Annotated in this window: 16 protein-coding genes and 1 tRNA gene; 5 read left to right on the forward strand and 12 right to left on the reverse strand. The window is 47.7% G+C overall.

Annotated features, from left to right (window positions below):
* Positions 1 to 148 precede the first annotated feature (148 nt).
* Positions 149 to 331: a hypothetical protein gene (locus CIK89_RS11230; protein ID WP_094391459.1), complete on the forward strand. Its 183-nt coding sequence runs from the start codon at positions 149 to 151 to the stop codon at positions 329 to 331.
* A 102-nt stretch (positions 332 to 433) separates the two neighbouring features.
* Here the strand turns inward: CIK89_RS11230 and CIK89_RS11235 are convergent.
* Positions 434 to 507 (reverse strand) — tRNA-Asn (locus tag CIK89_RS11235).
* 142 nt (positions 508 to 649) lie between these two features.
* Between CIK89_RS11235 and CIK89_RS11240 the strand changes: the two genes are divergently transcribed.
* The 4 genes from CIK89_RS11240 (at position 650) to infB (ending at position 7,219) form a co-directional block, all read left to right on the forward strand.
* Positions 650 to 2,347 carry a S41 family peptidase gene (locus CIK89_RS11240; protein ID WP_094391561.1) on the forward strand — a complete coding sequence of 566 codons (1,698 nt, stop codon included), beginning with the start codon at positions 650 to 652 and terminating at the stop codon, positions 2,345 to 2,347.
* A gap of 110 nt (positions 2,348 to 2,457) precedes the next feature.
* Entirely contained in the window at positions 2,458 to 2,931 is a 474-nt protein-coding gene (gene rimP, locus CIK89_RS11245; protein WP_094391460.1) for a ribosome assembly cofactor RimP, read from the forward strand.
* A gap of 47 nt (positions 2,932 to 2,978) precedes the next feature.
* Entirely contained in the window at positions 2,979 to 4,241 is a 1,263-nt protein-coding gene (gene nusA / locus CIK89_RS11250; RefSeq protein ID WP_094391461.1) for a transcription termination factor NusA, read from the forward strand.
* A 35-nt stretch (positions 4,242 to 4,276) separates the two neighbouring features.
* Positions 4,277 to 7,219 carry a translation initiation factor IF-2 gene (gene infB, locus CIK89_RS11255; RefSeq protein ID WP_094391462.1) on the forward strand — a complete coding sequence of 981 codons (2,943 nt, stop codon included), beginning with the start codon at positions 4,277 to 4,279 and terminating at the stop codon, positions 7,217 to 7,219.
* Positions 7,220 to 7,564: 345 nt separating this feature from the next.
* Here infB and CIK89_RS11260 read toward each other — a convergent pair whose 3' ends face one another.
* The 11 genes from CIK89_RS11260 to CIK89_RS11305 form a co-directional block, all read right to left on the reverse strand.
* On the reverse strand, positions 7,565 to 8,260 hold the full coding sequence (locus tag CIK89_RS11260) for an Ig-like domain-containing protein (protein WP_094391463.1): 696 nt from the start codon (positions 8,258 to 8,260) through the stop codon (positions 7,565 to 7,567).
* Between the two features lie 116 nt (positions 8,261 to 8,376).
* The gene (locus tag CIK89_RS13620) at positions 8,377 to 8,655 is read right to left on the reverse strand and encodes a hypothetical protein (protein ID WP_158215020.1); all 279 of its coding nucleotides are present in this window, start codon (positions 8,653 to 8,655) and stop codon (positions 8,377 to 8,379) included.
* A gap of 152 nt (positions 8,656 to 8,807) precedes the next feature.
* Complete coding sequence (locus tag CIK89_RS14045; protein ID WP_094391562.1) at positions 8,808 to 8,999, reverse strand: AraC family transcriptional regulator; 192 nt, start codon at positions 8,997 to 8,999, stop codon at positions 8,808 to 8,810.
* Positions 9,000 to 9,345: 346 nt separating this feature from the next.
* Entirely contained in the window at positions 9,346 to 11,928 is a 2,583-nt protein-coding gene (locus CIK89_RS11270) for a glycoside hydrolase family 2 TIM barrel-domain containing protein (protein ID WP_094391464.1), read from the reverse strand.
* A gap of 153 nt (positions 11,929 to 12,081) precedes the next feature.
* A complete protein-coding gene (locus CIK89_RS11275; protein ID WP_094391465.1) occupies positions 12,082 to 13,482 on the reverse strand; it encodes a sialate O-acetylesterase in 1,401 nt (466 codons plus the stop codon).
* A complete protein-coding gene (locus CIK89_RS11280; RefSeq protein WP_094391466.1) occupies positions 13,482 to 16,517 on the reverse strand; it encodes a glycosyl hydrolase in 3,036 nt (1,011 codons plus the stop codon). The genes CIK89_RS11275 and CIK89_RS11280 overlap by 1 nt, the downstream gene beginning before the upstream one ends.
* Positions 16,514 to 19,318: a glycoside hydrolase family 2 TIM barrel-domain containing protein gene (locus tag CIK89_RS11285; RefSeq protein WP_094391467.1), complete on the reverse strand. Its 2,805-nt coding sequence runs from the start codon at positions 19,316 to 19,318 to the stop codon at positions 16,514 to 16,516. The genes CIK89_RS11280 and CIK89_RS11285 overlap by 4 nt, the downstream gene beginning before the upstream one ends.
* A 154-nt stretch (positions 19,319 to 19,472) precedes the next feature.
* Positions 19,473 to 19,727, reverse strand: coding sequence for a hypothetical protein (locus CIK89_RS11290; protein ID WP_094391468.1), 255 nt, complete (start codon positions 19,725 to 19,727; stop codon positions 19,473 to 19,475).
* A 44-nt stretch (positions 19,728 to 19,771) separates the two neighbouring features.
* Positions 19,772 to 20,347: an RNA polymerase sigma factor gene (locus tag CIK89_RS11295; RefSeq protein ID WP_094391469.1), complete on the reverse strand. Its 576-nt coding sequence runs from the start codon at positions 20,345 to 20,347 to the stop codon at positions 19,772 to 19,774.
* A gap of 139 nt (positions 20,348 to 20,486) precedes the next feature.
* Positions 20,487 to 23,486: a DUF6298 domain-containing protein gene (locus tag CIK89_RS11300; RefSeq protein WP_254046676.1), complete on the reverse strand. Its 3,000-nt coding sequence runs from the start codon at positions 23,484 to 23,486 to the stop codon at positions 20,487 to 20,489.
* Positions 23,483 to 24,157 (reverse strand): DUF3826 domain-containing protein, encoded by a 675-nt coding sequence (locus tag CIK89_RS11305; protein ID WP_094391564.1) that lies wholly within the window; start codon positions 24,155 to 24,157, stop codon positions 23,483 to 23,485. The genes CIK89_RS11300 and CIK89_RS11305 overlap by 4 nt, the downstream gene beginning before the upstream one ends.
* Positions 24,158 to 24,183 lie beyond the last annotated feature (26 nt).

Below are 24,183 nucleotides of genomic sequence, written 5' to 3' on the forward strand. Positions count from 1 at the left end.
CTTACCTTGATTCATGAGTCTAAACTAACTTACAGATTGTAATTTTCTGCAAAGATAGTCATTTCTAACCCATAGAGTCATTTTTTGCTCGTATTTTGTCGCATATCAACCACTTACAACGATTGTTAATCGTTTTTAGTGGACACTAGTGAAAGAGAATATAGAATTTGCATATTTCGACGAGCCATTATGGATTTTGCTGCAAAACAAAGTATGGAGAATGAAACTGCGAGAGTATATCGTAGAACATAAACTGACCGATGACTTTTGGAACAGCAGAATGGTGGCAGAAGGACTTGGAGCTATTGCCGCCATTTTGTTGGTAGCATAAAATGGCAAATTCTGGATGCCATTAATTAACACGACTGGGTTAGTGTCATGCCCAATACACAGAAAAAAAGGAGTTAAACTTTCGTCTAACTCCTTTTTAACGCGCTTCAGGATGGGCTTGAACCAACGACCCCCTGATTAACAGTCAGGTGCTCTAACCAACTGAGCTACTGAAGCAGGTTTTTCTGTTTTGCGAGTGCAAAGGTAATACGTTTTTTTGAAATACACAAACTTTTTGAGAAAAAAAATCGTTTTTCGGTTATTTTTCTATAATTTTGCATCGTATAAACATAGAAACAATACGAAAAACAATATGATCATGAGAAAAAACAACGTATGCCAACTATGCCGATTGACAGCTTTTGCCGCACTACTGGTATGGCTTCCCATGAATATGAATGCACAGGAAGCGAGAAACCACAACTTAGATGTGGCAAAGAACATCGAAATATTCAATGCCATATACAAGACACTCGACCTAATGTATGTCGATACACTCGATGCCAACACCGTGATTGGCAATGGCATCAATGCGATGCTGCGATCACTCGACCCCTATACCGAATATTATCCTGAGAGCAAACAAAAGGACTTGAAGATGCTGATGACAGGAAAATATGCGGGTATCGGTGCAGTGGTACGCTACCACCAAAAACGAAAACAAGTGGTCATCGACGAACCTTTTGAGGGAATGCCCGCTGCAAAGGTGGGACTGCGCAAGGGAGATATCATCTTGCAGATTGAAGACACGCTGATGACCAACAAACCCGTGGCATACGTCAGCGACCATCTACGTGGCGATGCAGGCAGCACCATCATGATCAAGATTAAACGTCCTTCGACGGGCAAGGTGATGAATTTCAAAGTGACACGCGAGAGCATCAAAACACCTGAAATAACCTATTATGGTATGCGCCCGGATGGCGTGGGATATATCAACCTGAACACTTTCTCTGGCGAACCAGCCAAACCTATGCGTCTGGCATATCTCGACCTGAAACAACGCGGAGCGAAAAAACTCATACTCGACCTGAGAAGTAATGGTGGCGGTTCGGTTTCTGAATGTGTGGATATTGCCAATATGTGGTTGCCTAAAGGTTTGACATTGGTGGAAACCAAAGGAAAGTTGCGCCGTGCCAACTCTGACTACAAAACCCGACTGGAGCCCATCGATACCGTGATGCCCATCATCGTACTGGTGAACGACGAGACAGCTTCTGCCAGCGAGATTGTCAGCGGTTCGATACAGGATCTTGACCGCGGATTGATAATAGGTACGCGCACGTATGGTAAGGGACTGGTGCAGATTCCTAATGTTGACCTACCCTACAATGGTAACCTCAAGCTGACAACATCAAAATACTATATCCCCAGCGGACGATGCATTCAAGCCATCAACTATAAACACACCGGCGGTGGTTATAAAGAACATGTGCCCGATTCGCTGACACACGTATTCTATACACGCAATGGTCGTGAGGTACGCGACGGAGGTGGTATCATGCCCGATATCGAAATCAAACCCGATACCATGTCGAACATCCTCCTGTATTTGGACCGCATAGACTCTACCGAAGTGATGTTTGACTATGTGGTGGATTATATATCCAAGCATCCTACCATTGCTCCTGCCGACAAGTTTCATCTGACCGATGCTGAATATGCCGACTTCACCCAACAAGTGCTGAAAGCAGGATTTACCTACGACCAGATCAGCAAGAAACAGTTTGAAGAACTCATCAAAACCGCAAAATTCGAAGGATACTACGACGACGCAAAGGCTGAATTTGAAGCACTGAAAGCCAAACTCGACCACCATGATATTGAGCGCGACCTACAACAGCACCGCAACGAAATACAACGGCAGATAGAACAAGATATCATATCCGCCTATTATTTCCAAAGCGGACAACTGCTCCACATGCTGCAAACAGACAAAACTCTGAAGGAAGCAGAGCGAATACTCAACACATCAGGAGAATACGAAAAACTATTATCGCCCAAAAAAGTGAAATAAAAGTGGAAATACTTGCAAGATTGACAGAAATGTCGTAACTTTGCACACGTTCAGAGGAATGAGAGACTCGCAAGAGCCTCTCATTCTTGTTTTAATACCAATAAAGGTGTATGATAAATAAAGACGTAGTAAAGGCCGCAGTAGAGGAATGGCTGAGTCAGAATGACTACTTCCTCGTGGACGTTGACATGACGCCCGACGGTCGCATCGTGATTGAAATCGACCACGCCGATGGTGTATGGATTGAAGACTGTGCCGCGCTGAGCCGCTTCCTGCAGGAAAGACTCGGAGAAGAACTCGGCGAGTATGAACTGGAAGTGGGTAGCGCCGGTATCGGACAACCATTCAAAGTCGTACAGCAGTATATCAACCACATTGGCAAAGAAGTGGAAGTGCTGGCTGCCGACGGTAAGAAATACCAAGGCGTGCTCCAGTCGGTAGCCGACGACGGACTGTCGTTTGTGGTGGTGGTCAAGGAGAAGCAGAAGATTGAAGGGAAAAAGCGCCCCGTATTGGTGGATGTGGAGAAGACCTTCAATACCAACGAGGTGAAATATGCCAAATACCTCCTCGCCTTCAAATAATCTCTGACACGTGAGCTAAAGAGTAAACAAAATAAAAAGATTATATAATGGCTACAAAAAAAGAAGACAAAGGTCCGTCAATGATTGAGACCTTTAAGGAATTTAAAGAGACCAAGAACATCGACCGCACCACTCTCGTCAGCGTGCTGGAAGAGAGTCTCCGCAACGTACTTGCCAAACAGTTCGGTAGCGATGAGAACTTCGACGTCATTGTCAACCCTGACAAAGGTGACCTCGAAATCCACCGCAACCGTATCGTAGTAGCTGATGGTGAGGTTCAGGACGAAAACAAAGAGATTTCGCTCACACAGGCACAGAAAATCGAACCCGACTACGAAGTGGGCGAGGAAGTGAGTGAAGAAGTGCGCTTCGAGAAATTCGGACGCCGCGCCATCCTCAATCTCCGTCAGACTCTTGCCTCAAAGATTCTTGAACTGGAGCACGACTCGCTCTACAATAAGTACAAGGATCGCGTAGGTCAGGTAATCAGCGCCGAGGTGTATCAGATGTGGAAACGCGAAGTACTGCTCATCGACGATGAGGGCAACGAACTCCACTTGCCTAAGTCAGAACAGATTCCCAACGACAACTACCGCAAGGGCGAAACCATACGTGCCATCATCAAGGAGGTGCAGAACGAGAACAACAATCCGCGTATCATCCTCTCACGCACCAGCCCTGTGTTCCTTGAGCGTCTGCTCGAAGCCGAAGTGCCCGAAATCAACGACGGTCTCATCACAATCCGTCGCGTGGCACGCATGCCAGGAGAACGTGCAAAGGTGGCTGTAGAAAGCTATGACGACCGCATCGACCCAGTAGGAGCCTGCGTAGGTGTGAAGGGTAGCCGCGTACACGGTATCGTACGCGAGTTGGGCAACGAGAATATCGATGTCATCAACTATTCCAGCAACACACAGCTCTTCATTACTCGTGCGCTGAGTCCCGCCAAGGTGACCAACCTCAACATCAATCCCGAAGAGCACAAAGCCGAAGTCTATCTGCAGCCTGAGGAAGTCAGCCTTGCCATCGGTAAAGGCGGTTTGAACATCAAACTGGCTTCCATGCTGACCGAATACACCATCGACGTATTCCGTGTATCCAACGGTTCAGACAGCGACGACGAGGACATCTACCTCGACGAGTTCTCTGACGAGATAGACCAGTGGATCATCGACGCCATCAAGGCCATCGGTCTGGAGACCGCTAAGGCCGTGCTCAACGCTCCACGCGAAATGCTGATCGAAAAGGCCGACCTCGAAGAAGAAACGGTTGACCACCTGCTCAACGTGCTCCGTGCGGAGTTTGAATAATAAGAATAAAACAGAATTGTAAAGCAATAAATTAAATGGGTGTCAGATTAAATAAAGTATTATCAGAACTGAATATAGGACTTCAAACGGCAGTTGATTTCCTGAAAAACAAGAAAGAACTTGGCGAAGTCAAAGAAGAAATGACGCCAAATACCAAAATCACCGATTCACAATACCAGGCTCTGGTGGGTGCATTCAGTGGTGACAAGGCTGTGAAGACACAGGCCGAAATGATATTTGCGAAGAAAGCCAAGGATAAAAAGGCAGAGAAGGCCGAGAAGAAAAGCAACAAGGCTGAAGACCTGTTGGAACAACGCCAACAGTTTAAACCCTTGGGCAAGATTGACCTCGACAGCGTAGGCAAAAAGAAGGCCGCCAATAGCGATACTGCACCTGTGGCTGCTGCCGTGAGCCAGACAGAGGCATCGCCTATTGTAGAAAAGAAAGAAGAACCAAAACCTGTCGCTGAGCAGAAAGCTCCTGAGGCTGCCCCTGCTGCTCCTGCAAACCACGAGCAGAAGGCTGTCAAGGCAGAAGAGGCTAAACCTAACGTCAAAGTGGAAGCCAAGCCAAAAACAGAGGCTAAGCCTCAGCAGGAAGCCAAGCCCAAGGCAGAAGCACCCGTTGCCAATACCGAAGAGGCCAAGCCTGCCACAGTAGAAAACAAGCCTGCGGATGCTGAAAAAGCTTCCGAAACCAAGGTATTCACCCTGAAGAGCGAAACAAAATACGCTCCAAAGGTCAACGTACTGGGTAAAATCGACCTCAGCACCCTCAACCAAAGCACTCGTCCGAAGAAGAAATCGAAGGAGGAGCGCCGTAAGGAACGCGAGGAAAAGAATGCACAGCATGGCAATGGTGGCGAGCGCAAGAAGCGTGAGCGCATCCGTAGCGGACGCGTTGACATAGAGGCTGCAGCCAACCAGAGCGGGCAGCAAGGCGGCAACAAAAAGAACAAAGGCGGACAACAGCGCCAAGGTGGCGGTGGACAACAGCAAGGCGGCAACCAAAACGGACAACAGGGCGGCGGCAAGAAAAACAAGAAGAACCGTCCAGTACAGAAGCCATTGGAAGTTGACGACGAGGCTGTAGCACGCCAGGTAAAGGAGACGCTCGCCCGTCTCACCTCAAAGAGTCAGAACAAGAAGGGTGCGAAGTATCGCCGCGAAAAGCGAGATGCCGTACAAGAGCGCCTCAATAGCGAGATGGCCGAACAGGCTGCAGAGAGTAAGGTACTGAAGCTGACCGAGTTTGTAACGGTTAGCGAACTTGCCACGATGATGAATGTCGGTGTCAACGAAGTAATCGGCACCTGCATGAGCATCGGTATCATGGTAAGTATCAACCAGCGCCTCGATGCAGAGACCATCAATATCGTGGCAGAGGAATTTGGTTTCACCACCGAATACGTAAGTGCTGAAGTGCAAAATGCCATCACCGAAGAAGCCGACGACGAGAACGACCTCGTCAGCCGTGCACCTATCGTCACCGTGATGGGTCACGTCGATCATGGTAAGACATCGCTGCTCGACTTCATCCGCAAGACCAACGTGATTGCCGGTGAGGCAGGAGGTATCACCCAGCACATCGGTGCCTACAATGTGAAACTGAAAGACGGTAGAAAAATTACGTTCCTTGACACTCCAGGTCACGAGGCGTTCACCGCCATGCGTGCCCGTGGTGCTCAGGTGACCGATATCGCCATCATCATTATCGCTGCAGACGACAGCGTCATGCCTACCACCAAGGAGGCCATCGCGCATGCTCAGGCTGCCAATGTGCCAATGGTATTTGCCATCAACAAGATTGATAAGCCCGGTGCAAACCCTGACAAAATTCGTGAAGACCTTGCCAATATGAACCTCCTCGTAGAGGAATGGGGCGGTAAATACCAGTGTCAGGAAATTTCTGCCAAGAAGGGAATCGGCGTTGATGCTCTCCTTGAAAAGGTATTGCTCGAAGCAGAAATGCTCGATCTCAAGGCTAATCCCAACAGAAAGGCTACGGGTAGCATTATCGAGTCGTCACTCGACAAGGGACGTGGCTACGTTTCTACCGTGCTGGTAAGCAACGGTACACTGAAACAAGGAGATGTGGTGATTGCAGGAACAGCTTTCGGACGCATCAAAGCCATGTTCAACGAACGTAACCAGCGCATTGAAAAGGCTGGACCTGCAGAGCCCGCTATTATTCTCGGATTGAATGGCGCACCTACTGCCGGTGACTCGTTCCATGTGATGGAGACAGAGCAGGAAGCACGAGAAATAGCCAACAAGCGTACACAGTTGCAGCGTGAGCAGTCGCTCCGTACCACTAAGACACTTGGACTCGACGATATCTCACACCGTATTGCCTTGGGTGAGTTCCACGAACTCAATATCATCGTCAAGGGTGATACCGACGGTTCTATCGAAGCACTCAGCGACTCGTTCCTCAAACTCTCTACTGAGAAGGTACAGGTCAACGTCATTTCAAAGGCTGTGGGTCAGATCAGCGAGAACGATGTCATGCTGGCTTCTGCATCAGATGCCATCATCATCGGCTTCCAGGTTCGTCCTTCTGCTGATGCACGCCGACTGGCAGAGCGCGAAGGCGTGGAGATCAACACCTACTCTATCATCTATGATGCACTCGATGAAGTGAAATCTACAATGGAGGGTATGCTCGACAAGGTGAAGAAGGAAATTCTTACTGGTGAGATCGAGGTAAAACAGGTGTTCAAGATTTCAAAGGTCGGTACTGTTGCCGGTGGTTTGGTGACCGAAGGAAAAGTACACAACAAGGACAAGGCTCGTGTCATCCGCGACGGTATTGTGGTTCACACCGCTGCCATCGATGCGCTGAAGCGCTATAAGGACGATGCCAAAGAGGTTGCCACTGGTTTGGAGTGCGGTATTTCACTCGTCAACTTCAACGATATCCAGGTGGGCGACATCATCGAGACCTTTACAGAAATCGAAGTGGAACAGAAGCTTTAACCCACCTCTATCCTATCCCTATAGCTACAAGGGCACAACCATGACGGTTGTGCCCTTGTTGTTGATACGCATATTCAAAGTTCATTCTAATCATGCCAACATACTACTACTGGTATTCTGTGCCTCATTGGAGTAGCCGGATAGTAGTGTGAGAGCGATTTCAATTTCAATAATTGTAGTTTTTAAAACCTGAACAATTCACTCGGTAATACACAATTCTCATGACAGAAAACTTGTTGAACGACAATAAATGACAACGCAGACCTGTTAATCGCATAGCGGAAAAACACTTGTCTATTTGAGCCGTTTTGTATAGTCAATAGCCTTGCCGTTTCAATCTACAGGTCATTCCGGTATGTATGAGAGATCTATTTGCTTGGGCAGATTGTCTTTCTTCACGAAAACGGTTCTTTTATACTTCCCATCCCACGTCATCGTAAACTTCAAGTCTTGATGTAGGGGCACTTGAAAATTGGTTGTGTATGGTGTGATATTTATGTTATAATTACGTGAAGAGTAATATTTGCCATAATTATATACAGGTTTTTCAAATTCACACTCTATGTCATAATACTCAGCACCTTCAGGCTTTGTGTTGGCAAACACTTTAACATATTGGGCTTCCCATAAAATATAATCGCTAACCACATGGTATCTATCTGTCCAGAAAGCATCAATGTCACGAAAATATGTTGCTCGCGTGAAATATTTCTTGTCATCTAAATCAGGGTATAAATAATAGTACTGTTCTAATCCATCATTATTTTCGTCAGTCTTACGAAATATGGTGAACTTATATATGCCGTTCTCGTCAGTCTTTGAAGTGGCTTTTTTACGATTGCAACTAACAATATAAGCACCTCTATAGAAGTAGAATACAACAGGTATATTCTTTACGGGTTGGTTGTTGTGGTCTATTATTCTGCCTGTAATAGTTAGTTGGTCTATTGCATCCGCAGGAGTATCGTCTTCTTCTATTGTACATCCACTGAGTAATCCAATAATACACAATATTAGAATAAGTTTATATGAATACTTCATATCGAAAATAGTTTTAAAAGGTTATAATAGCTATTGTTGGGTCATAAAACACTTGATAATTTCTGCAAATATCGTCTTTTTTTTTACAGCACAAGGTTTTTTTGTGTTAATTAAGGTTAATGGCATAGGAATTTCACTTCAGTGGCAGATATCCCCCCTCGTTTGACCGCAGAAAAGCCATGACGGTCTTCTTGTTTGCGGACTATTGTTGACTGTGTTGCGGACGTCGGTATAATATGTTGAGAAACAGGAGTTTCGCGCAAAAATGCAGTCGATGCGAATGCAAAGTAAATTGATTTGCTCAGTAAAACAAATTGATTTCCTTTGCAAAGTAAATTGATTTGCTCAGCAAAACAAATTGTTTTGCTGAGAAGAGCGACTTTCGTTTGAGACATGCAGCAGTTCTTTTGTGCACGAATATCATCATGACAGTAGGGCAAAATCATTGAAACTGCCGAGTAAATTCATTGAATTTGCTGACCAAATTCAATGAGATTGCTGACCAAATTCAATGAATTTGCAAAACAGCGCACTATCCTTTTGACTGTCATGCACTTGCAAGGACCTTGTTTTGCTGGTCGCGAAACAGCGATGGCGATACGCCATATTTGCGCTTAAAGGCGCTGCAGAAGTGGCTTTGGTGCTCGTAACCCAGATGATAGCCGATGGTGGAAAGGTGGTTGGTCGTTGATAGGAATGTGGGCTGTATTTGATGGGGATGTGCCCTGTAGTTGGTCAGTTGGTGGTCGAATGGTGGTCGAAGCGCGTCAGGACAAAGTCATCGACCACCAGTTAAGCCATTGTATCTCTGTCTGTTAAGCGGTATTGGTGGTCGAGTGGTCGATTTTTTCGACATCGCGTGTGCGCCTGCGTGCGCTCGTGTGCGCGTATGTATGCGAGGAATAATAAGGTCTTTATCTCTCTCCGATCCTATAGATTTCCGCGAACTATATCTCGTTGACATCCCGAACACGCAGGGAAGCAAGCGTCTGAATCGAATTTAAAACATTGCGCATAACAGCACTATGCCTTACGAAGGGCAGACGGACAATAACAACGCATCGCTTGACGTCTGCCCTTATACTTTATTTCTGCAATCCGAAGTCGGCCTGTTGCGCTTCTACCTCTTGCAACAGACGGTTGCGCTCATCTTCTGAAAGTTGGCGAGAAGCTGTTTTCGTGGTAGAAACAGCGGCATTTTCACCTGATGTAGGCTGAATATCGCCCGAAAGCATGGGCAAAGGTGCTGCCACACTCGTCAGTTCAAGGTCGGCAGCGGTAGGTGCGTGAGTGCCAGGGAATGCCACTTCGGCATGAACACGTATTTTTCCAGGAGTGCGAGTGGAACGTATCAGCAGAGGAGCACTACCCCATTCTACCACACGGGGATTGGCGCCAATGGATGCGTCGCCGATGACAGAGCCTTCACCCGATACGGTGAAACGGATTTGGTCTTTAGCAAGACGACGTACATGACCGAGATCGTCGGTCACTTCACATACCACAACGATAAAATCGCTGCCATCTGCCACCAGTTGACGTCCCAATGTATCTACACGAAGTCGCAGTTTGGTGCTTCGACGTGAAGGCATACGATCATCACGACAAACCACCTTACCATTGACAATACCTTCTGCCACCATGTGCACACGCTGCCAGTTTTTCTGCGTATAACTCCAGTTGCGTGCCTCAAAGAAGTTCCATGCGCCTTTGAATACCACGGGTTGTGAGGGAGCATGACCAACGGAATGAACCACAGGCAATGTCCAAGAATGAACTCCATCGTAGATAGAAAGTCGCACAGAGTCGCAATTGGAGAACACGGTGACGTCAGCATCAGAGAATTGCGTCATTTCATGGGCTATAAACACCTGAGGTTTCGGATCTGACACAAACGGTTGTAATGTGGCAGAAAACATCTGCATGGCAGTTTTCGGTTGGCGGAAAGCATCATAAATACCTCCCCAGTAGGGATCTGGATGATAACCGCGCTGATGGTCGAAGGGGTGCCATTGACAACCGCCGATAAACTGTCCGGTGGTATGAAACAGTTCGTCGGTGCTCTTGAAAAGGCTCATCGCCTGCATCAGCATAGGTCGTTCACCCCATGACCGCGAAGCCCTGTTGAGATTGTTGTGAGCATACCAGTCGTCAACGAGTTCGCCAAACTCTCTCGTAAAGATGCACTGACGGGGTTTGTCATCCTTGAAATCATCGCCTGGCCAACCATATACAACATCATAATGGTCTGCCACTCCTGCCGAATGAACATCGGCGGCAGCCACAGGACGACCTTCATAAGGATATTCCTCTCGTGTGATTTGCAAGGCATCGAGGGCAAATTTCTTGGGATAGCGCGTTTCGTTGAGGATGGGTTCCCACATCAGAACCGATGGATGGTTGCGGTCGCGACGGATAATCTGACGGGTATTGGCATGTACCTTCTCGTCCCACCCCGGTGTTTTATTCCAGTATTGCCATCCCGGTGTTGCCACAATGACAAAGAGACCGAGTTCGTCGCAAGCATCCATAAATGCAGGATCCTGTGGATAGTGGGCGGTGCGGATGATAGTGAAACCAGCATCACGCAGTCTGCGAGCATCGCGCCACTGCTGAGAGTTGGGCAGTGCGTTACCCACGTATGCAAAGTCTTGATGACGGTTGGCACCTACCAACTGGTGATAACGACTGCCATTGAGCCAGAATCCGTCTTTGCCACGAAATTCAAATGACCGGATGCCGATGCGGGTAGTACCGCCATCCATGGGCTGACGACCTTGACGCACATAGGTGTTGACATGATAAAGGGTTGGTGACTCTGGACTCCACAGTTTGGGACGAGCCACTTTGATGCGCTGGCAGACTGTGCGTGTCTCGCCAGGAGCCAGTCGCAACGAGGTAACGACACGTTTTCCTGTCTCCTGCAATACATTGGTCACGGTCAGCGTCACAGGCTGCTGACCAGTATTAGCCACTTCGGTATTAACACACACCACGGCTTTTTCGCTACTGATGTTCTCACAATGCACGAAAATACCGCCTCCAGCCACACGGTTTGCCTCGATGGCATCGGTGATATGCACCATACCTTTGGCTATCAGCCATACATCACGGTAGATGCCACCATGATAGGCAAAATCGAGCGTCATCTGTGGTTTACCTGGAGGAAAACTCTTATCGTCACTATTATCAGCCATAACAGCTACCAAAACATCATCACCGGCAGTCAGACCGAGCTTCGTCAGCGATATGGTAATAGGCAGATAGCCGCCTTCATGACGTTTCACTTCACGACCGTTGACATAAACCACCTGTTTGCCCATGATGGCTTCGAAATGGAGGCTGACGTCTTTACCAGCAGTTTGGGTTGGCATCACGAAGCGTTTACGATACCATGCCACACCCTGATAGTTACGGCAGCCACTGGCTTCGGCGGGCATCAACTGTACGGTATGGGGTGTGGAAACCACTTCCCAAGCGTGATCATCATAGTCAGTGCGGTTGGCTTCAGGCACATCGCCCAGATGGAAACGCCATCCGTTGTTGAAATTCCACACGGTTCTGCCACTGCCTTCGAGAGGGAACAATCCTGCAACGGATGGTACATCGGCTGCATGGAGTCCCATGACAAGCGTCACCATGAGTAATAAGGTATAAAGTCTGTTCATTGTTTGTTACTTGTTTCTATGTTCTGCCCCTATCGGCCATCTGCACGAAAAAGGGGAATATGTTCGATTTTATCTTTGTTCTTACGTCTGTCGTCATGCTACATCCTGCTTCGGCGGAATGTATGGATGACCACACACCATCTGAGGCAAAGGTCAGAAATCAGTACGGAATGATGACACAGGCAAACCATCGTGCATTAAATCACCCACTGCCCAGTCGGACCATGCATAGCGTACTGCCACAGGATGGGCAACGCTGTCGGACTTCACATAAACGCGATTACGGGCTATCCACACATGGTTAGCAGGACGGAACACACTGTCGCGACCTGCCACTTCAAAGAGTTTTGAGGTGGTGCCATGTTCGAAATAAACCCATTCCTTACTCCGGTCAAACTGTACCACGGCAGTATCTCCCTGAAATTCCACTTTGCTATAAGTAGCGAAATCGGGCAACCCCTTCACGCCGTAAGTGTTTGTAAGGGCAAGCAGAGCCAGTCGTTCGCCGGCTTGTCGTTTCATGCGTGGATGAATGCCATATTCCAAACCGGCATCCATCAACACCGCCATACGGGCATGGGGTATGCGCTGCTCAGCCAAGAGTTGTTGTTCGCGCAAGAGTTGGCTACCGCTCCAATTGATGAGACTATAATCGTAGGGGGCTATCTGACAATAGTAGAATGGAAAATCGCCTTGCTTCCAGTCGGCACGCCATCCTCGTACCATGGTTTCCAACAGTGAGGCATAGTAGTCGTAACGGGGCACATTATCCTCACCTTGATACCAAATAGCACCACGCATGGCATAACCGATAAGGGGACGAAGCTGTCCATTATATAAAGCGGTGGGGCAACGCTGCTTCAACCGATTCACATCCTTCTCATCACGAGGGAGTGTCACCTTTGGAAATGCCTTCAACCAGTCGGCTGCCATCCATGCTTCACAAGCAGAACCACCCCAGGCGGTGACGATGAGTCCAACGGGAACATCAAGTTGCTGACGCAGCGCACGTCCGAAATAATAGGCGGTGGCAGAGAAATTGCGCACGCTCTCACTGTTGGCCTCGCTCCATTCGCCTTCTACATCGGTTTGTGGAGTGATTGCAGCATGGCGTTTGACGGTGAAAAGGCGCATTTTTGCATCTTTACAGCGCAAGAGTTCTTCGGTTGTTCCCTCTACAGGCTGCATCTTGAAACCTTTCATGGGCATCTCCATATTCGACTGTCCGCTACAAATCCATACCTCGCCAACGAGCACATTGCTAAGCATGGCCTTTTCACCGTCGTCGATAGAGATGGTGAAAGGGCCTCCTGCTGTGGGAGTTGTGATGGTGATAGAGAAACTGCCGTCGGCATTAACACGGCTTTTCCATTTACCATGAGTCCATGAAGCAGTAACGACCAAAGGGGCACCAGGTGTCGCTGTGCCCCAAAGCCGACATTCAGTTTGCTGCTGAAGCACCATGCCATCGGCAAAAAAGCGAGGCATCACGACCTTGGCTTGCACCAAGGTGCAGAGACACAAAAGCGGAAGGGATAGTAGAAGTCTTTTCATTATTGTTGTTTTGTTGCTTTAGTAATACGGATAATGGGTTGGGCAAGGAGACCTGCAGGCAATAGGCTGTCGCCCTTGGTGCGGTATCGGGCATTGGTCCAAATGCCATCAAACGGGGCTTTGCCTGCATCTGCACCACGCAAAGCATTATGCCAAGTGTTGGTAACGGCGATGCGCAACGTATTGTTGCCACGATGCACAGCATTGGTAATATCTACCTCGTAAGGGGATGTCCATACAATGCCACAGTCGGTTTCGTTGACCCAAATCTGCGCCACATCTCTAACATCAGGCAACGAGAGATAATAGCGTTGTCCCTTTTTTACCTTGATTTTGAAGTTTGTGGTATAAGTAGCACGACCACTATAATAGCGGATACTATCGTTGGATGACGTTGTCCAATCAGCAAGAGGTTGCTGCTGGAGACTGACACCATTGTTGTGGAAGTGGATATCCCATGGTGCTGTGGTGAGCACATGGTGTTGAAGCGTTGTTTCGGGCGCATTTCCTTGTGACTCATCTGTAAATATAACAAATGCCGAACCATAGGCTGACAAGGTTAACATCAGTTCGGTTCTTCCGTTGGAATGGCGGAAAACTGGTTGTTCCTGCTTCCCATCGATAGGATAATAGATATGAGGAACACCTTTAGTGGTGCGCAGCGATATGGTCATGGTGCGTGCGCTGTCCAGCTGATTGGCAAGGAAATATATCTCTGTATTGCCATCACGACGATGGTTGAATGCCACTCCTTCGGGCAATAAGGCATCAGGGCCGATGACATCGAGAGTGTCTTGGCAATAAGGTGTGCGGATGATGCGCACGCCTTGACTTTCGAGTTCAGCAATGCGACGCTTGGAGGCATCGGAAACGAATGAGCCTTGTGGCACGACGAGCGCCTTATAATCAAACCTTCCATTCTGCAATCCGTCAGGATTCATCGAGTCGTAGCAGTAGCCATGAAGGGCATTGACCCAATTCTTGAGGTCTATGATACCTGCAGAATGGCGCACTCCAACGGGACTTTCTTCCATGGGTTGCCCCTCATTGGCAAGGCGCCGTGCCTCATCAGCTATGCGGTCGGTACCAAAAAGACCGGGCAACATGGGCACAAGGCGGTCGGGAGTAAGTGATCGAGACGGCATTTCGTCACCAGTAAACACGGCAATATCTACTACGGGAACACCACGTTGAAGCCATTCTTGGCATCGGGTGATGTAATCGACCATACCCTTGGCCTCACGAAACCAAGTTTGGTCACGTTGGAAGAAAAGTCCGATTCCATCGAGAGTCATACCGGGGCGGCGGTCCATCCATGGGTTGTGGGTGTTGACATGAAAGAACAGTCTATTCATGCCCAATGCCAAATTGCGATCAAGCAATGGTTTGATCATGGCTGGAGTTTCATTCCAAACACCACGAATCTCGGTAAATCCCTCTGCCTGAACGATGGTTTTGCCATAAACATGCACTCCACTGATGGCATCAAGCATATCGTTGGGTTTGTCGTGTGTGGGAGAATTGAGCCAAAACTCACCCATCGGAAAATCCACATAGCGGTAGTGGGTCAGTCCATCACTAATCATGGTGGGGGCAACACTCTCTGAGGAGAGACTCACCCCATATTGACGGGCCTTACGGGCTGCTGTGGCAAAGAACACATCGTTGATGAGATGGTCAATGGTGGTACGGATGTCACGCAACACGCGATCATCTCCTGGCATCGGAATGCCTGCATAAACGGGAAGAAAAGGTAAAAGGTCGTAACCACAACGCCGCTGAAACTCATCAGTAAACGACGCTGACCAGTTTTGCGACCCACATTCCCAAGAGTCAATATGCATATAGCGCACTACGTTGGAATGGGGCCTTTTCATAAACTGTCCAAACCAACTATCAATTTGTTTCTCTACTGTTTTCTGTGTGAATTTATCACACTCCAGTCCCTTACCTCCACCTGCAGTGGCATTGGTGTGACCTGTAGCGGTATGGCCAAAACGAACAATACGCCATATTCCATTGCCCAACGGATGTCTGGGGCTACCATCCTTGTCGAGCATCACCACTTCTGGAAAATCTGTCGAAGGACTGTTGTTGGTGGCTATGCGCCACACACTACCATTCTTGGCTTCATACTGATCGATGACAGCATCGGCTCCCAAACGGATATCACGTATTTTCAACGTAGGTGCCCATTTAGCAGCATCGAGATCTTCACTACCAGGTTCGGTGCCTACAGGCGTCCAATAACAACGAAAATATCGGGCTGTGGTGGCAGGAAGACTATAGGTATAGTTCTGATCGGTATTCTGCCATCCTTGTCGGGGAGGTGTCAATTGACGTACCAACTGATAGGTTACACCATCCGTACTGGCTTCAATACGCAATCGCTGCGCCTGCACATTGTTGCCACTGGGCACGATATGGATACTTCGTACTTGTTGCGGAGCATCGAAAGAAAACTCGATAAAACCGGGTGTTTTCGCACGAAATACTCCCTTTTCATCGCGTTTGATCGTTCCGCCTTCATGGGGTTTGGGCAATGGTGATACCACACGAACGGCAAAAGCGGCAATATCACGATAGAAACCCAAATGGCCGGGATGAGCTTGGGGCAAGGCAAATGTGGAATGACGTCGGTCGATATGTGCGATGGTGTCGGTCCATACCACCTGTTGCATCGATTCTTCAGGACTAATCCAAGGACCGCCTGCCAAGGCAAAGCCATCGCAGATATGCACACCCATCTGCATCTGTAGTGAGTCACTCTGCTCCATGGCATAGTCAACCATCTGCCAAAAGGTGGGTGTGAGTTGCTGGGCAGTGCCTTGATAGTCGGGCCGTTCACCCACACCACGTATGGGCATGAGGTAACAGCCTTCCAATCCCACATCTTTCATGGCTTGAAGATCTGCCTTGATGGCTTGTTTGCTTACTGCACCGTACATCCAATACCAGAATGTCCAGGGGCGCGACGAGGCATGTGCTTGCATGCCAAGTGTCAAAAGGGCAATGCTGATGAGATATTTCTTCATTCGAACGAGAGTATTGCGGTGATGGAATCTGAACCTTCTGCCCAATAGGGTTGTGCAGAAGGACCATTGAGATCGGTGGTATTAACCTTGTTGCGCACAGCAGGAATGGCTCTCAAGAGCGAAACACCAGTTTCTGGCAAGGTATAGAGCAAGTGGTCACGGCCATCACGTGGCTGGTAAATACCTACATAGGCATTAGGCTGACGGATGCCGATAACGCCCTCTTTTGTTTCAAGTTGCATCCAGTTGACGGTAGAGAAATAACCTTTAAACTCAGGATATTCGAAGGTTTCACCAGGAATGGGATCATTATAGGCAGTGGTCCAATAGCCATATTGTGGGCCATCGAGGCGATTTTGCCATACACGATAAGGGCCATTGCCCACCCAGCGTTTGCCTTTCACCTGCTGTTCTGGATAATCGAAAGTAATACCCAACAGATCTACCACACCATTGAAATACCAATGGGCGGTCAGTCTCACACTACCATCGGCCATAAAGGTCCATTCCACTTGACTTAGAGATCCATGTCTGTAGGTAGCAACGAGTGTGGAATCATTCCATGAAAAACCATCGAAAGTACCTTGATCAGCATAAGTGATATAGTCGGTTTTCTTCTTAAATGCCTCTTTATCATCATGGTTATAGAAGCCATCATCGGAACGGTCGCTACGTTTGGCTGCTACGAAACGGGGACCATTAGCAAAGGAAATGATACGATTTGCCACAGTAACAGACTGAAGACAACCGTTTTTCTTCGAGAACGTATAGTGGCGACCACCCACGGCAACAGTGGTTGTAGTGTCGGTCTCATGCGGTTGGAGCTGTTGAGCTACGACAGGTTTATCAGCAATGAACTCCTCTGCGAAGCGCCAGGTATAGATTTCCTCACCTTGCGGATTGCATACTGTCACGAGGAGTGTGCCTTCTGGCTGTTGGGGTAAAGTAATATATCCCTCGCCATGAGGATTGATATCGGGTGAAGGCAATGAGCCTTGTGCCAATACCTTAGTGGCTGATTCCCCGTAGCGAGGCATTGCCACATACTGATAGGTAAAACGGCAATCCTTCAGCGAAGTAAAATCATAATGGTTTGCCACTTTCAATCGGTTGCCCTCCCTACTGATTTGTACGGGACACCATATTTCGCGGATAGTATAATAAGAGCCTTCTTTCTCCATATGGGGACCTACAATGCCATCGGAGGCAAAGTTACCCATACAATCGACAAGCCCATTCATATCGGTACGCACCACACCTTGATCCATCAAATCCCATAGAAAACCGCCAGCACAACGTGGATTGGACATCATGAGGTGCCAGTAGTCTTTCAGTCCAGCTCCATGTCCGCCATCATAGAGGCCATGAAGAAATTCGGTAGGCATGAAGATTTCTTTCTGTCTCATGTATTCTGCCGTTTCACCCCACGAACGGTAATGTTTGGTTTCAAAGCCATTGCGATTGGCCCAAGGATAGAGCACCACACGCTGTTGAAGGTCAAAACGATGGAAAACAGGTTCGAGGTCGTAGTTAAACCCGCCTTCATTGCCATTACTCCAAAAGATGATAGAAGGATGATTGCAGTCACGAGTGACCATTTCTTCCGCTAGTTGCGACCCAACAATAGTGCCGTGTGCCCAATGCCAACCAGGAAGTTCACACTCTACATAGAGTCCGAGCGAGTCACAAGCATCAAGAAATTCAGGGTCTGCAGGATAATGAGACAAACGTACTGCATTCATATTCATTGACTTGATAAGCTTGACGTCTTCTATATTTTTGGCTTTTGACAGGGTGCGACCGGTTTCTGGACGGAAAGAATGACGGTTGACGCCCTTGAATATAACTTTCTTGCCATTGATAAACACGCCATCTTCGGCATCGCCATTATAAGTATGGCGGTATTCAATGGTGCGGAAACCAAACTTCTGACGTTCGACATGAAGCAAACGGCCACCACTATCACGCAAAGAGAATACTGCTGTATAGCGATAGGGTTGTTCGGCATTCCACAAGCGGGGATGGCTGACCATGAAATCTATCAGGGTATGGTCACTACCAACAGCAAATCTGTTACTATGGGCAATGGTTTTACCACCCTCATCAACAATTTCCACTCCTACTGTAGAACCGGGAACAGCACGGTTCAGATTGACTTCTGCTCGTATACGACCATCAGCTTTCGCATCTATGGCTATTCGCTGGATGTTGAGAGCTGGTTTCGCCACGATGAAGACAGGGCGCCAAATACCGCCGAAATTCCAATAATCGGCACGACGTTCAGCAAGATTCACTTGTGGATCAGCACTCTCCTTTGACACTTCCACCTCAAGGCGATTAGCCTTTTTGCCGAAGAAAACACGGTCAGAAACATCAAACTGAAAACGGGTAAAACCACCTTGATGCAGTCCAGAACCAGCTTTACGCCCATTGATGGTCACTCGCGCATCGGTAAAGACAGCTTCAAAGGTAAGCAGAATCTGTCTGCCCCGCCATGCTTCAGGCAATTGGAAGGTAGTACGATAATGTCCTTTCTCATCAGCAATGCCTTCGGGAGTTGCCTTGCCATAAAAGCGCATACCATATTGGTAAGTACCAAAACCTTGCAGTTCCCAGCACGACGGCACTCCAATCTTAGTCCATTGTCCGCTGTTGCGACCATCAGTACACCGGAAATCCCACTGCACCATATCGTCAGCACCGTGCCCGGAGAGATACTGTCGTTCGGTTTCTACCGACGGTTGAGCCTGAGTTGCAAGGATAACCATGCTAGCCAGAGCAGAAAAAATCAGTCGTTTCATGTCGTTATTTATTTTATAATAAGGACGCACGAGTACACGTTATGTCATCATCTATACACAGCATACTTGGACTATCCTAAGGGCATAGGACAAGATAGAATAGTAGTAAGAGGCAAATAAAAAAAGCACATGTCAGAACTGCATGACAAATACGCTATCGAGACTTCTTTCCCAAAGAGAGAAAAATTCGCTCTTTCAATCTAGCAGTTTCCTCACTGCTGAGGAGTGAACAATCATCAAGATGCATCAAAATATCGCATGCGGTGAGAAATGCATGATGGGCACGATAGGGCGCAGTAATATAGGTTTCCCATCGGGAAACCATCGATGTGTCGCGGTCGAGTACGTAGCGGATGAAATCATCATCACACAAAAACTCATCAACCTGGGTATAATAGTGCTTTTTCACGTGCCTCGTCTTTTTCTAATGACGTATAGGCACATCTGTTGTCATCACTGAATAGTCTGTAAGACACCTGCTGATTCGCGCAATTTCAACATACCACGGTGCATCAAGTTACGTACTGAATGGTAGTTCATCTGCATACGCTCACACACCTCAGGATATTTACGACCTTCCAAATAGTAAAGGGTGATGGCTTCACGCTGTCGCGGTGTGAGACATTGCATCAATGCTGCCACTTGTTGAAATTGCATCTGTTCGTCTTCGATCAATAAGTATCCTTGTTCCACATCGCAGTCAGCTGCTCGTCCTGCATAACACTCTACTTCATTGTCGCTGCAAAATGACTGATGACGAAAGGCGTCAAGGAGACGGTTCTTCATAGAGATGACCAGATAAGAGGCAAAATTCTTAATAACTGTCTGCTCGCTTCGTTTACTATATACCTTAAGGAAAACTTCCTGAATGCAATCTTTCAGCAACTCTTCATTATGTGTCATGCGCAATCCATAAGTATATAAAGGTTGTACATACATTTCGTACAACTCGGCAAAGGCTGCATCGCTGCCCTTGCTGAATTCGGTGAGGAGCGTCTGAGTACGCGCTCTTTGCGTTTCTGTAGTCATCGTTGTTAGGTAGTATATGTGTGTAGTAGTTTGTTTGTTTTCTGATGACAAAGTTAAGAAGAATTGATTTATATCAACCGAAAAAACAAATAAGAAAATGGGAAAAATCGTGAAATACCGATTTTTCCCATTATTTAAGTCATTTTTTACGAATCCAGTATAAACCTCGCTCGGTAAACTCTATTTGCCGTCGCACCATTCCTTTCTCGGTGATATCGCCAGTTTTCGCATCTATCTGCATATATTTATAGGTAGAAGAACTGGCAAGCGGCAGACTCAATGGTGTACTGGTTGTCTTATATACCACATAGCCACAATCACCTTGCAACAGGTAGTTGTCGTCAATTTTCTGCGGTTTCATCGAGGTTATGTCACGCAAAAACATCTTATCATTCACCGGAACATTAGCACATGAACCACCTGCCATCAAAGCTGCCCAGCCCATTTCAAGATACTTTTGGGCGGAATAGATGACTGCTTTATCAGGATAGCTGGTGCGATATTCCGCTACGGCACGATACACGTCATCAAAACGCACACTACCACCACGGATTTTACGCATATACTGGCGTGGTGCCATATTCATACCACCCGGCGGTGCATATTGTCCTTTTTGATGGTTGTACCATTGTTCGATGTCGATGATATCGACAATTTTTGAGCGTATAGGATCGTTCAGAATACTATCCTGCACATCCTTTGTGACAGCCAGTGCCACCAAAGTGCGACCATTTTCTGTTTCCCATTCAGCAACCACATCGAGCCAGAAGCGCACAAATGGCAGGGGACCGGTAAATTCCTCACCAATGGAATGTACCACATTAGACTGTCCTTTGAAAGCATCAAGCATCTGACGGATATATTGCCGATGAAGCGGACGGAGGCTTTCGTTGGTAGTATCGTAGAAAAGTTGAGCGGTGAAGATACGCTTGTCACCTGTAAAATTGACGGGTTCCAAGAATGGTGTATGGTTCACATTATTGGCAGTACGCCATGGACAATCAACCCAATGGGCACCAGCCTCCAAGATATTGTGCTGAAAATAGTGTTGGTTTTTGAGTAGGATACCTATGTCTTGCGATTTTTCAGCAAACTGACGAAGACGATAGAAATACCACAGATTAGGTTTGGTCAAATCGTAGAGCGACAATCCATCCCATGCTGTACCTTGTCCGCTACGGGCAAAAGGCTGTTCAAAGAACGGTGCCCATACGTCACCATTCTTACGACGGATGCGTTCATGGTCATCGCGTCGGCGGTCAGTCCATAGACCATAGTTTTGGCTGAATATTACTGTGTGCGATTTTTTCATGGTTTCTACCACACTATCCACACGGTCGGTGAGACCAGTACCTTCTTCGCCAGGTACGAAACGAGTGAGTGCAGCTTTGGCTTTAGGCAGGAAACTACTTATCGTGCGACCAGACCACCAAGGCGTTTGATGCTTCTGCCCAACCAATACAGCACCATTTTTGGTAATCCAACCATTGGTTAGGGCATAGACTGACGGATTCTGTACCGATGGTTTCGGAGATTTACAGACCAAAGGTTTAATCGGTGTAATGTCTGCTTCAAAATGTGCGGAATCAATCCAAGCCTCCATCGTAGTACGTGGCAACAGGGCTTCTGCCGACATTTTCATCGCCACTTCCATAGTAGGCGAACTGCTTGCAATAGTATTTCGCTCCAACACACGGCATCGTTTATCTATCTCATCCCGATCGGTAGTTAGGCGTTTCAATAATTGGTCACGATACGCACTGTAGGGTTTGACATGTTCGTTCATCTTGGAATACTCACCATTGCCTACTATCTGTCCCCAACAACCAATTGAATAATTGCGATTCAGCGTATCAGGTGAATAGCAGAACAAACCTGCAGCCGTACACTGCCAAAGCGTGCTATTGGCGGTATTCCAGCCTGCACCAAACTTCTCCAACTCCAGATTACGGAACAAAAGATCGTTGCCATCAATGTTGACAAGGTCAAACAACAGACCTGGCGCCATGGAAGAGATACTGCCACTGGGACCATACGATTGCCAACTGTCACACTGTACAAAGGCATTGGGACCTGGAGCAGTATGTCCGGCAGCATAGTCGTTGATGCCATATTCGGAATAACAACGCTGAAAGAGTGTTTTTTCGCCCAATACTAAATAGGTGCGACGACGTAAACCACCAATCTCTGACACAGGAGCCAATGACTTGCAGTCTTCAACAGTGACCTGAGAAGCGCTGCGACCTACGACAACCGAAGAACCTGCAAAATGTCGGAAGGTGACCATACGTACCCAGCAATTCTCAGCATCAGTAATTGATACGCCATCCCAACAGTGGTTTTCATCTTTCGGCAAGGTGCGGTCGTAATCAGATTCAAGTGTAAGATTCTCTACGCCGCAACGTTCAAGGAGCCCTGGTTGGGTATAGGCAACAGCCTTAGCCCCGCCCCACCGTTGTTCTATCGAGAGGGTTACGGGAGCGTCGAGCGCCAGTGTATTGCCCTTATACGACATGATACGGCGATTCCAACGCAGATCAATATCCCCAGGATGCCATGCCCAATACCCCATCCGCTGGCCTCCGCCAAACGATTCGCAACCGAGTGAGCGAATCCAATCTGCAGTAGAAGGCCGCCATACAAGGAGTCGGGTGCCAGTAGTCCATGTTTTGGGTAATGACTTAACACCTATGGATATAGCGCCAGCAGGCGTATTTTCCACATCAACAGTATCTCCATAGATGCGCTGGGGCTGTCCTTCGATATAGAGTAGCGCTCCCCTGTCGTATCCTGTCTTGCGCAGAATGGTGCGGTCGCGACCACTTCCACGAAGCACCACGCCACTGGTTCCTATGCGTAATGGAGTGGCAAGGTTAAAGACACCGTCTCCCAACAATACCGCACCACGGACACCCAATCGAGCATCGGGTTTCTGCCGACTTACCATGTCAATGGCCTGTTGAATCAACGGAGCATCATCACCACCTGTAGGTTGCACATAGACCTTCACGGCAGCATCAGGAATCGGCTGTTCCGAACGTTCATACCCACAATACGAGTAATCCATCGGCAACACTTGGGCTGCCGATGGAATTACCATAAGTAGGAAAAGGAGTTGTAAGAATCCCTTTTTCATCATTTTTCTGTTTTCTTTTGTTGTTCTATGCGTTTGTACCATGCCTCACGTTCAGCTTTCAGATTATATCCTCTTGCTGTGAGCCAATTGTTAATGCGCCCTTTGTATTTGCCAAACCAACCATGCTTCTTATTAGAATTTTCGGCATCCATGGCAAATTCGCGTGCCTCTTTCAACCATGCCAGAATCTGTGTTTTCTCTTCATCCTTGAGTGATGGTATCATTTCAAGGTGTGCCTGATATGTTTTGGGCACCACGCCATAGGTCATTCCATCTTTCACCGCCTCTACCTGACTATCGTTAAGATAGAGCGAAAGAGCTGCTGTAAACTCGAAATGATGCTTGTAGAGTTCTGCATCTCGACTGCGTTCTGCACATTCTATAATATGCTGACGCTGCTTGGAATCAGCCACCGAGTCTTTGGCAAAGCGTTTTTGCTGTGCACAAGTCTCGTGGATATCGTTGAGCAGGAAGTAACGGTTAGCTATGATATGGCATACATTCTCAGCCTGTTGGGCATCGGCGAGCTTAAGACCATTCACTATTTTCTGCGATCGTGCCTTGATAGTCTCCACATATTGCGCATCGCGGCCTTCGCTCTTCAGCGCCACTTGAGCTATTGCCGAAATAGCAGAGAAGAACAGAAAGCATACGATAGTTGCACATTTTATCATGGTTTTCATCATTGTCAATACCTTGT

It is taken from the genome of Prevotella sp. P4-119, assembly GCF_002251345.1.
Taxonomy (GTDB): Bacteria; Bacteroidota; Bacteroidia; order Bacteroidales; family Bacteroidaceae; genus Prevotella.

Coding starts and splice junctions, on each gene's coding strand:
- CIK89_RS11240 (WP_094391561.1), top strand. CDS start 650: ATGAGAAAAAACAACGTATGCCAACTATGCCGATTGACAGCTTTTGCC.
- rimP (WP_094391460.1), top strand. CDS start 2,458: ATGATAAATAAAGACGTAGTAAAGGCCGCAGTAGAGGAATGGCTGAGT.
- nusA (WP_094391461.1), top strand. CDS start 2,979: ATGGCTACAAAAAAAGAAGACAAAGGTCCGTCAATGATTGAGACCTTT.
- infB (WP_094391462.1), top strand. CDS start 4,277: ATGGGTGTCAGATTAAATAAAGTATTATCAGAACTGAATATAGGACTT.
- CIK89_RS11260 (WP_094391463.1), bottom strand. CDS start 8,260: ATGAAGTATTCATATAAACTTATTCTAATATTGTGTATTATTGGATTA.
- CIK89_RS13620 (WP_158215020.1), bottom strand. CDS start 8,655: ATGTCTCAAACGAAAGTCGCTCTTCTCAGCAAAACAATTTGTTTTGCT.
- CIK89_RS11270 (WP_094391464.1), bottom strand. CDS start 11,928: ATGAACAGACTTTATACCTTATTACTCATGGTGACGCTTGTCATGGGA.
- CIK89_RS11275 (WP_094391465.1), bottom strand. CDS start 13,482: ATGAAAAGACTTCTACTATCCCTTCCGCTTTTGTGTCTCTGCACCTTG.
- CIK89_RS11280 (WP_094391466.1), bottom strand. CDS start 16,517: ATGAAGAAATATCTCATCAGCATTGCCCTTTTGACACTTGGCATGCAA.
- CIK89_RS11285 (WP_094391467.1), bottom strand. CDS start 19,318: ATGAAACGACTGATTTTTTCTGCTCTGGCTAGCATGGTTATCCTTGCA.
- CIK89_RS11295 (WP_094391469.1), bottom strand. CDS start 20,347: ATGACTACAGAAACGCAAAGAGCGCGTACTCAGACGCTCCTCACCGAA.
- CIK89_RS11300 (WP_254046676.1), bottom strand. CDS start 23,486: ATGATGAAAAAGGGATTCTTACAACTCCTTTTCCTACTTATGGTAATT.
- CIK89_RS11305 (WP_094391564.1), bottom strand. CDS start 24,157: ATGATAAAATGTGCAACTATCGTATGCTTTCTGTTCTTCTCTGCTATT.